The organism is Stenomitos frigidus ULC18 (assembly GCF_003003795.1).
GTDB classification, from domain to species: Bacteria; Cyanobacteriota; Cyanobacteriia; order Leptolyngbyales; family Leptolyngbyaceae; genus Stenomitos; species Stenomitos frigidus_A.
In genome coordinates, this window is record NZ_PVWK01000006.1 from 1 (window position 1) to 7,327 (window position 7,327).

The 7,327-nt window shown below is 47.8% G+C and carries 6 protein-coding genes; 4 read left to right on the top strand and 2 right to left on the bottom strand.

Annotation, left to right across the window (positions count from 1 at the left end; genetic code table 11):
• The first annotated feature begins 472 nt into the window (after positions 1–472).
• From C7B82_RS00635 to C7B82_RS34075, 4 genes are all read left to right on the top strand, one after another.
• Positions 473–922 (top strand): GNAT family N-acetyltransferase, encoded by a 450-nt coding sequence (locus tag C7B82_RS00635; protein WP_106254387.1) that lies wholly within the window; start codon positions 473–475, stop codon positions 920–922.
• A 50-nt stretch (positions 923–972) separates the two neighbouring features.
• Positions 973–3,039: a 3'-5' exonuclease gene (locus C7B82_RS00640; RefSeq protein ID WP_106254388.1), complete on the top strand. Its 2,067-nt coding sequence runs from the start codon at positions 973–975 to the stop codon at positions 3,037–3,039.
• Between the two features lie 172 nt (positions 3,040–3,211).
• Complete coding sequence (locus tag C7B82_RS00645; RefSeq protein ID WP_106254389.1) at positions 3,212–3,850, top strand: ParA family protein; 639 nt, start codon at positions 3,212–3,214, stop codon at positions 3,848–3,850.
• On the top strand, positions 3,837–4,739 hold the full coding sequence (locus C7B82_RS34075) for a ParB/RepB/Spo0J family partition protein (protein ID WP_106254390.1): 903 nt from the start codon (positions 3,837–3,839) through the stop codon (positions 4,737–4,739). The genes C7B82_RS00645 and C7B82_RS34075 overlap by 14 nt, the downstream gene beginning before the upstream one ends.
• Positions 4,740–4,825: 86 nt before the next feature.
• Here the strand turns inward: C7B82_RS34075 and C7B82_RS00655 are convergent, their stop codons facing one another.
• Both C7B82_RS00655 and C7B82_RS00660 read right to left on the bottom strand, forming a co-directional pair.
• Complete coding sequence (locus C7B82_RS00655) at positions 4,826–5,698, bottom strand: DUF2887 domain-containing protein (RefSeq protein WP_106254391.1); 873 nt, start codon at positions 5,696–5,698, stop codon at positions 4,826–4,828.
• 364 nt (positions 5,699–6,062) lie between these two features.
• On the bottom strand, positions 6,063–7,327 hold a 1,265-nt coding region (locus C7B82_RS00660; RefSeq protein WP_219903856.1), incomplete at its 5' end, for an NACHT domain-containing protein.

Sequence of the window (7,327 nt, forward strand, 5' to 3'; positions counted from 1 at the left end):
ATTCGGGAACTGCGAAAGCGGGACTGAATGTTGGCCTGACGCCATGTCGCTTTACGTACTTTTGCGTAAAAGAACCCAAAGTTAGCAGGTCGTTCCTGGCCGACAGAATCTAAGCCACCAGCTACTTTTGAGCCTCCCCATACAAGCTACGTCTACTGCTCAACAACTCGACCTGCTTATGTCTTTGAGATCGAAGGCAAAACCTATGCTCATCTTCTCAATCCAGGCGGCGATTGGTTTGGCTATAACGTGTCTGATTACCCGGTCTACTGGGCAACTTGCCATAACATCGTAGGACCAGATTTCTTTTCTAAAGCGATGAAAAGTCGTGCTACTCAGCTCGGCTATCCACTGAACTTGCCGTCAGATCAAATCGAGTTAAGCAATGTGCGAGATATTTTGAAGCCGTGAAGGTTAGTAGCTACCTGGGTGGCGGAGTGATGATTGTTTTTAGTGTGGATTAAAGACAAATATGAACGCTGAAAACAGGACAATCAGAGTTTATCAACACTCCGATAAACCAGCATTGCTAAAAATTTATGATGCTGCTGTTCCATCAGCTCATCATTTTCTGGAAGAAAGTGTTCGCATGAGACATCGCCAACTGGCGGAAGAATCACTTGACGACCTTGCTACCAAAACTTTTGTCTTAGAAGAAAATGGGATAATTGTAGGATTTGCTACATTTCAGACTGAAATCAAGATGTCTGGTTTCTTTGTCAACCCAGAACTTAAGCGTCAAGGTCTGGGTAGAAAGCTAATGAACTATATCCAGAGCGAGAAGCAAATAATTAAGCTGGCTGTTTACAAGAGAAATCGAGATGCTGTGAGTTTTTACAAGAAAATGGGGTTTCAGAAGCAATCTCAGAAACGTGAGAATTCTACACAGCCAATTTATTTCGAGATGACATGGAAAGCATAAAAAACGATTCGGATAAAGATAGCAATACTTTACTAATGGCTTAGTAGCTCATGGAATTTCGCATTGCTGACACATTCACCGATAGTCTGGTCAAACTCACCAGTCAGGAGCAGAAAGCGGTCAAAACTACAGCTTTTGACCTGCAACTGAATCCAGCGAGTGCAGGGATGCGATTCCATAAGCTCGATCGGGTAAAAGACCCTAACTTCTGGTCGGTCAGCATCAACATGGACATTCGCTTGATTGTCCACCGAACAGAGACCAGCTTGCTACTCTGCTATGTCGATCACCACGACGCTGCTTACACCTGGGCGAGCCGTCGCAAAATCGAGCGGCATCCCAAAACTGGTGCTGCCCAGTTGGTGGAAGTACGCGAACGAGTCGAGGAAGTCATCGTCCAAAAACCAGTCGAGCGAACAGCACCCACAAAACTGCCTCTATTCATCAAAGTTTCCGACGACGACTTGCTGAGTTATGGGGTTCCAGTAGAGTGGTTGGACGATGTACGGCAAGCGACTGAGGACACCCTATTTGATTTGGTTGATCGCTTACCCCAGGAAGCAGCCGAAGCACTCCTGGAACTGGCAACAGGCGGCAAACCCCAAAAACCAACCACCATCCCAACCAGCATCGATCCGTTCAGTCACCCCGATGCTCAACGCCGCTTCCGGGTGATGACCAACATGGAGGAATTGGAACGGGCGCTGGCTTTCCCCTGGGAAAAATGGACAGTCTTCCTTCACCCTGCCCAACGCTACCTGGTTGAGCGAGATTACACTGGACCTGCCCGCATCTCAGGCTCGGCAGGCACTGGCAAAACTATTGTGGCACTCCATCGCGCTGTCTTTTTAGCACGTCGGCATCCTCAGGCACGCCTTTTACTGACCACATTCTCTGATGCCCTAGCGAATGCCCTCCAGGTCAAACTAAACAGATTCATTGGCAATGAGCCTGAAGTTAGCAATCGGCTCGTAGTTTGCTCCATTCAGAGAATCGCCTACGAACTCTATACCGAAGCCTTTGAGGAACCGAAGATTGTGACACCAGAGCAGGTGCGATCGCTGTTAAGGTCAGCCGCCGCCAACGTTCCAGGGCATCGGTTTACAGAATCATTTTTGTTCGGAGAATGGCGCGATGTCGTTGATGCATGGCAGCTAGACTCGTGGGAAGCCTACCGGGATGTGCAACGCCTGGGGCGCAAAACCCGGATTGGTGGCAAACAGCGAGAACTCCTCTGGTCGATCTTCCAGCAGGTTCATGATGAGATCGCACAGCAAAACCTTCTGACCTTACCTGGACTCTTTTACCGGGTCGCAGACTATCTCACCGAGTCGAATGAACAACCCTTTGACTTCGTGGTTGTGGACGAAGCTCAGGACATGGGCATCTCCGAACTGCGCCTCTTAGCCGTGATGGGCAAGCGACGACCCGACAGTTTATTCTTTACGGGTGATTTGGGGCAGCGCATTTTTCAGCAGCCGTTCTCCTGGAAGGCATTGGGTGTCGATATTCGTGGGCGATCGCAAACACTCACCATCAACTACCGGACTTCTCACCAGATTCGCCAGCAAGCCGATCGCCTACTGCCCAAAACACTGGCTGATGTAGACGGCAATGTTGAGGATCGGCAAAACACAGTGTCAGTCTTTAACGGACCCGCCCCAGCGATCGAGCTTTATGCTGACCTGGAGCAAGAAACGGAAGCTGTCAGCGAGTGGATCGCGAATCGTCTTACCGCTGGGCTGCAACCAGATGAAATCGGGGTCTTCGTCCGGGATACGCCTCAGCTTGAACGGGCGATCGCTGCCATCAAACAGTCAGGAGCAACGCCAGTTGAGTTGGACGATCGAGTCATCCCGGCTCAAGGCTGTATTGCTGTCAGCACGATGCATCTAGCAAAAGGGCTTGAGTTTCGTGCCGTTGTGGTCATGGCTTGCGACGACGAAATCTTGCCACTCCAGGAGCGTATTGAAAGCATTTCCGACGAGTCCGATCTCGAAGAGGTCTATAATACCGAGCGCCATCTTCTTTATGTTGCCTGCACCCGTGCGCGGGATTACCTGCTCATCACTGGAGTGAATCCAGCCTCTGAGTTTTTGGATGATCTAAATCATTGATAGTGATTCTAGCCTTCCTACGCTGTTCGTTAAGAACCAATACGAATAATCGACAAAAGTTGGAGTGGGATTAGTTTGAGTAACTTGAGAGAGCCAAATTCGTTTAAGCTCTATCGCTCTATCGGGACATCTCTCCGCTATACTCAAATCGCATCCTTACACCTAAAAACAGATGCTAATCGGAGTGATCAACCAGAAAGGAGGCGTGGGCAAGAGCACAACAGCGGCTCACCTTGCCTATTGGTTGAGCCGCCATCGCAAGCAAAGCACTCTTGTCCTTGACTCTGACTCGCAGCAAAGCTCCAGTCAATGGCTACAAGATATGGGTATGGAGTTCCGCGTCATTGATGATCCCGAAGAGTTATTTGAAACTGCCACTGACCTTGCCGACCAATACGATGCGATCGTCATTGATGCACCCGGCGTACTGGGCGAAACCACCAAATCCATTTTGTTAGCAATTGACCTAGCATTAATTCCAGTTCAAGCCGCCCAGCTCGATCTGGCAAGTACCGAGAAAATCGTGCGGCTGGTTCACAACGTCCAGAAGGTGCGGAACGGAAACCCCCATGCTGCAATCTTCCTCAACAAAGCTGAAAAACGCAGTATTCTACTGCGGGAAGCCAGAGCTGCCCTGGCTGACATTTCTGGTATCAAATTACTGGAAACAACTATTTATCGCCGTACCGCAATCGCCGATGCTCCCGGACAATCAGCAACCGTCTTTAATATGTCAGGCGAAGCTGCCCAAGTTGCTGCTGAAGAATACGAACAGCTCTTTACGGAGGCATTGAACTATGGCAAGGCGTAGCCTAAGCAAACTGCGTGACAGCCTCGACCAGGTTGAAACCCAGTCAGGAGGAGATCGCGATCTTCCCCTCACATCAATTTGCCTACCGGCCCAGCAACCTCGCCGCTACTTCGACCCAGAGAAGCTAGAACAATTAACCCTCTCTGTTAAAGAACATGGCATTCTGGAACCTGTTCTGGTGCGGCCAGTTGAGGGTAAGCCTGACCAATACGAACTTGTTGCCGGAGAACGGCGTTACCGAGCGGCTCAGCAGCTTAAGCTAACCGAAATACCCGTTGTCATTCGACACCTGTCCGACACCGAAGCCCTGCAACTCGCCCTGGTCGAAAACTTACAGCGGGAAGACCTCAACCCCGTCGAAGAAACTGAAGGTATCCTGCAATTGCTCAGCATTCAACTTAACCGAGCTGTAAGTGACTTGCCCCCTCTCTTGCATCGCCTCCAACATGAGCGCAAAAAATCTGCCAACAACGTTGTTGGAAACTCAGAAATCGAAGCGATCGAAAGCGTCTTCACAGGTCTAGGACTGATGTCCTGGGAATCTTTCGTGAATCATCGACTTCCGCTGTTGAATCTGCCAGACAATGTTCTAGAAGCTCTGCGCCAGGGCAAGCTTGCCTATACGAAGGCTCAGACAATCTCCCGTGTGAAGGACGAAACCCAACGTCAAGTTTTGCTTCAGTCAGCAATCAAAGAAGACCTTTCCCTCAGCCAAATTCGAGAACGAATTAAAGCTCTTCAGCCAGAAGCAGACAAAACCTCCCCAAAAGCCACTGTTGAATCTCTCTCTCGCCGAGTGATCCAAGCTAAGCTATGGGAAGACCCCAAAAAATGGAAGCAAGCTCAAGCTTTGCTTATCAAGCTAGAAGCCTTAATATCGGAAGAATGAAGTCTGTCTTAACAGGTTGATAGGCTCGCTGCCAAAGAAGGCAATCATTCCTCTTTGAAGCTATCAACCCCTAGAATATCTCTGAATTAATCAGTCTTATCAGAAGATTTTCTACCCCTAGTTCTCTTGCCAGGCTGCCTTGGGGTGGTAGTTTTTGGCTTCTTAACTGGCGTGGAAGGTCGTTGAGCCACTTCATTGACCGTCGCGAGATCTAAGCCTAACCGTGTTGCAATTTGTTCTACCGTCAAACCTGTTTCAAGTAGCACAGGTACCACTTCGAGTATCCCCTCAAGCTTGGCTTCTTGGTAAACCTTGGTTTGTTTTAGTTCACTTAATCCGAGCATTGATTCAATCTCCTTGTGGTTCAGGTTGCCGAACTTGTAAACGAAGATGGTACTTATCAATTCTAGAATGTCTCGCAGTGCTTTTGCATCCGTAACGCTTACTCTGGCTCGTTCAATCAACGCCCTCCCTTTCTCCGGAGCGATCGCTTCATTCACCCCAATTAGTTGAATCGCAGAAACTTCTAAAGAATGACCTTCCCAATCCTCAGGTGTCTCATCTAAATAAATCCGTTGGAGCCTTCCTCCAGAAGCATACTCACGAAAGTGTGCGGGCAAACCAGGATCGAAGCGTCTTTCAGTAAAGATCGCCACTCCCTGCCAATCATGTTGAGGACGGTAGTCATTGAGGTATAAAAGAATCTCACTGAAAAAACCGTAGTAAAAGTTTTCTCCCTTGCGTCTGTCCCGATAGCCTTGCACCTCGACAAAATAGATGGGTAAGTCAGCAAAACGATCATGAGGCAAGAGAACACCGTCAATTTGAAACCGAGTCTGCTTCACTTCCTGACTAACAAAGCTGTAGTTTCCTCCCTGTGCCGGAGGCATCCCCATCAGCTCTAGTAAAACTCCTGGCGAGGACTGAAATAATTCATAGAACAGACTATCAGTCTTCACAACCTTCGGACAGATGTTTAACGTCTTTCACATCTTAAACTTCAGTTGTCTCTTTCTTTCTTTCTAGCTTGCCTAAGCTTCTCAAAAACGGCCCCAAAGGAAAGCTTGAGCAGGGTGATCGCACCTTGACGACAGCAGCGGCTTTCTGGTAACTCAAAACCCATCTCAAACGCAAGCTCTCACAATGGTCTTGCATCAATGAGTTTTGAGGCACTGATGCAAAACTACCGAAAATGACCGATTTCGACAATTCAATCTGCTTACCTGAGCTTGAACGAATCTTACTTTCTGTTAAGCGACTAGCCAAGGGCAGTAAGACGCATTTTGAGTCAAAAGCTGAAACGAATCAAAAAAGCTTCGACGCTTATACAGTGATTTGCTGACTGGATTTTGGTTCAATTCCAAAAGTATTTACTAAAGCCGTTCGCTGCCTTAACTCCCTAACAATGGACTCTGGAATCTGTGTCTGAGCGCTCCTTGCAAAACAGCAGTCTTGAATAGCCAGGATAAAGCCCTGAATTGCTTCTGGAGTAAACGTATCAGCAGTTTTTAGGAAGTCCTGCCATAGAGTCAGATTATTTTTATACTGTTCAATTAAATATAACCCAGCCAAATATTCGGCTAGTGGGTCAAGGGTAAAACGAACCCGGCTTTGTTCTTCCCCAACAGTTTCAACAATCCGCAGAGATTTTTCTAAGTAGTTAAGTCGAGAAACTGGATCATCTCCAGCTAAACTGGCTAGAAGCACTTCTCTTTTAGCTGAATTGGGTCGATAAGTATACCTTAAGCACTCCCATGCCACGGTTTTAGCATCTTGGCATACAGTGTTGTTGTCGAGGTAGACTTCGACAACATCTGACTGGTGAGCAATTTCTGTGTTGAGTCGTTCTAGGCAACTGATCATTAAATCAGGGATGGTTTTAGGTAGTTGGACTGAGCGGTTTCCAACTGTAATTAGTTGATCTATGTAGAGTTTGGCAAGAAAAGCTGTAATCGGTCGATTGTCTACAATTTTCTCTAATTGGCTAGCAGCTTCTAGCAGGGATTCTTCCTTCTTATTTTGGCTCTTAAGGTAGTCCTCCATGAAACGTACCAACTCAGATCCCTTTAGTTGAAGTGGCTCCAACCAATCCATAGTAGTTTTCTCGGGTGTTTCTCTTGTGCGGGAGGTAACAATTAGAGCATTGAACGGATTTGTTTTGGAGTTGGGAACAACAGTTTTTCGGATTGGATCTCGCATCTCTGAGAAGCGATCAATAATCACTAGTACTCGTCCACGCTTAAGCAAATAGTGCAGCAATTGGTCGGGAATTGGCTCCTGTTCGTTCACTAGGTCCTGTAAGCGTTTACGAACAGCTTCCACTAAAGGCTCTTTTATGCCCTCTACTCCAATTTCTTGCTCGATTAGCTCCGGTTCAATCAAAACAGGCAACATAAGATGCTTGGCACATAGCCGCTTCTTAGAATCTCTTTCCATAGCCAACTTTGCCAAGTGACAAGCCAAGCTAGTTTTGCCTACCCCGCCTGCACCCCAAATTAGTAGCCGTACTGTGGGTTCTTTTACGCAAAAGTACGTAAAGCGACATGGCGTCAGGCCAACATTCAGTCCCGCTTTCGCAGTTCCCGAAT

What these genes read in the sequence shown, in the direction of transcription:
- C7B82_RS00645 (WP_106254389.1), top strand. Translation starts at nt 3,212, where the DNA reads ATGCTAATCGGAGTGATCAACCAGAAAGGAGGCGTGGGCAAGAGCACA.
- C7B82_RS00635 (WP_106254387.1), top strand. Translation starts at nt 473, where the DNA reads ATGAACGCTGAAAACAGGACAATCAGAGTTTATCAACACTCCGATAAA.
- C7B82_RS00640 (WP_106254388.1), top strand. Translation starts at nt 973, where the DNA reads ATGGAATTTCGCATTGCTGACACATTCACCGATAGTCTGGTCAAACTC.
- C7B82_RS34075 (WP_106254390.1), top strand. Translation starts at nt 3,837, where the DNA reads ATGGCAAGGCGTAGCCTAAGCAAACTGCGTGACAGCCTCGACCAGGTT.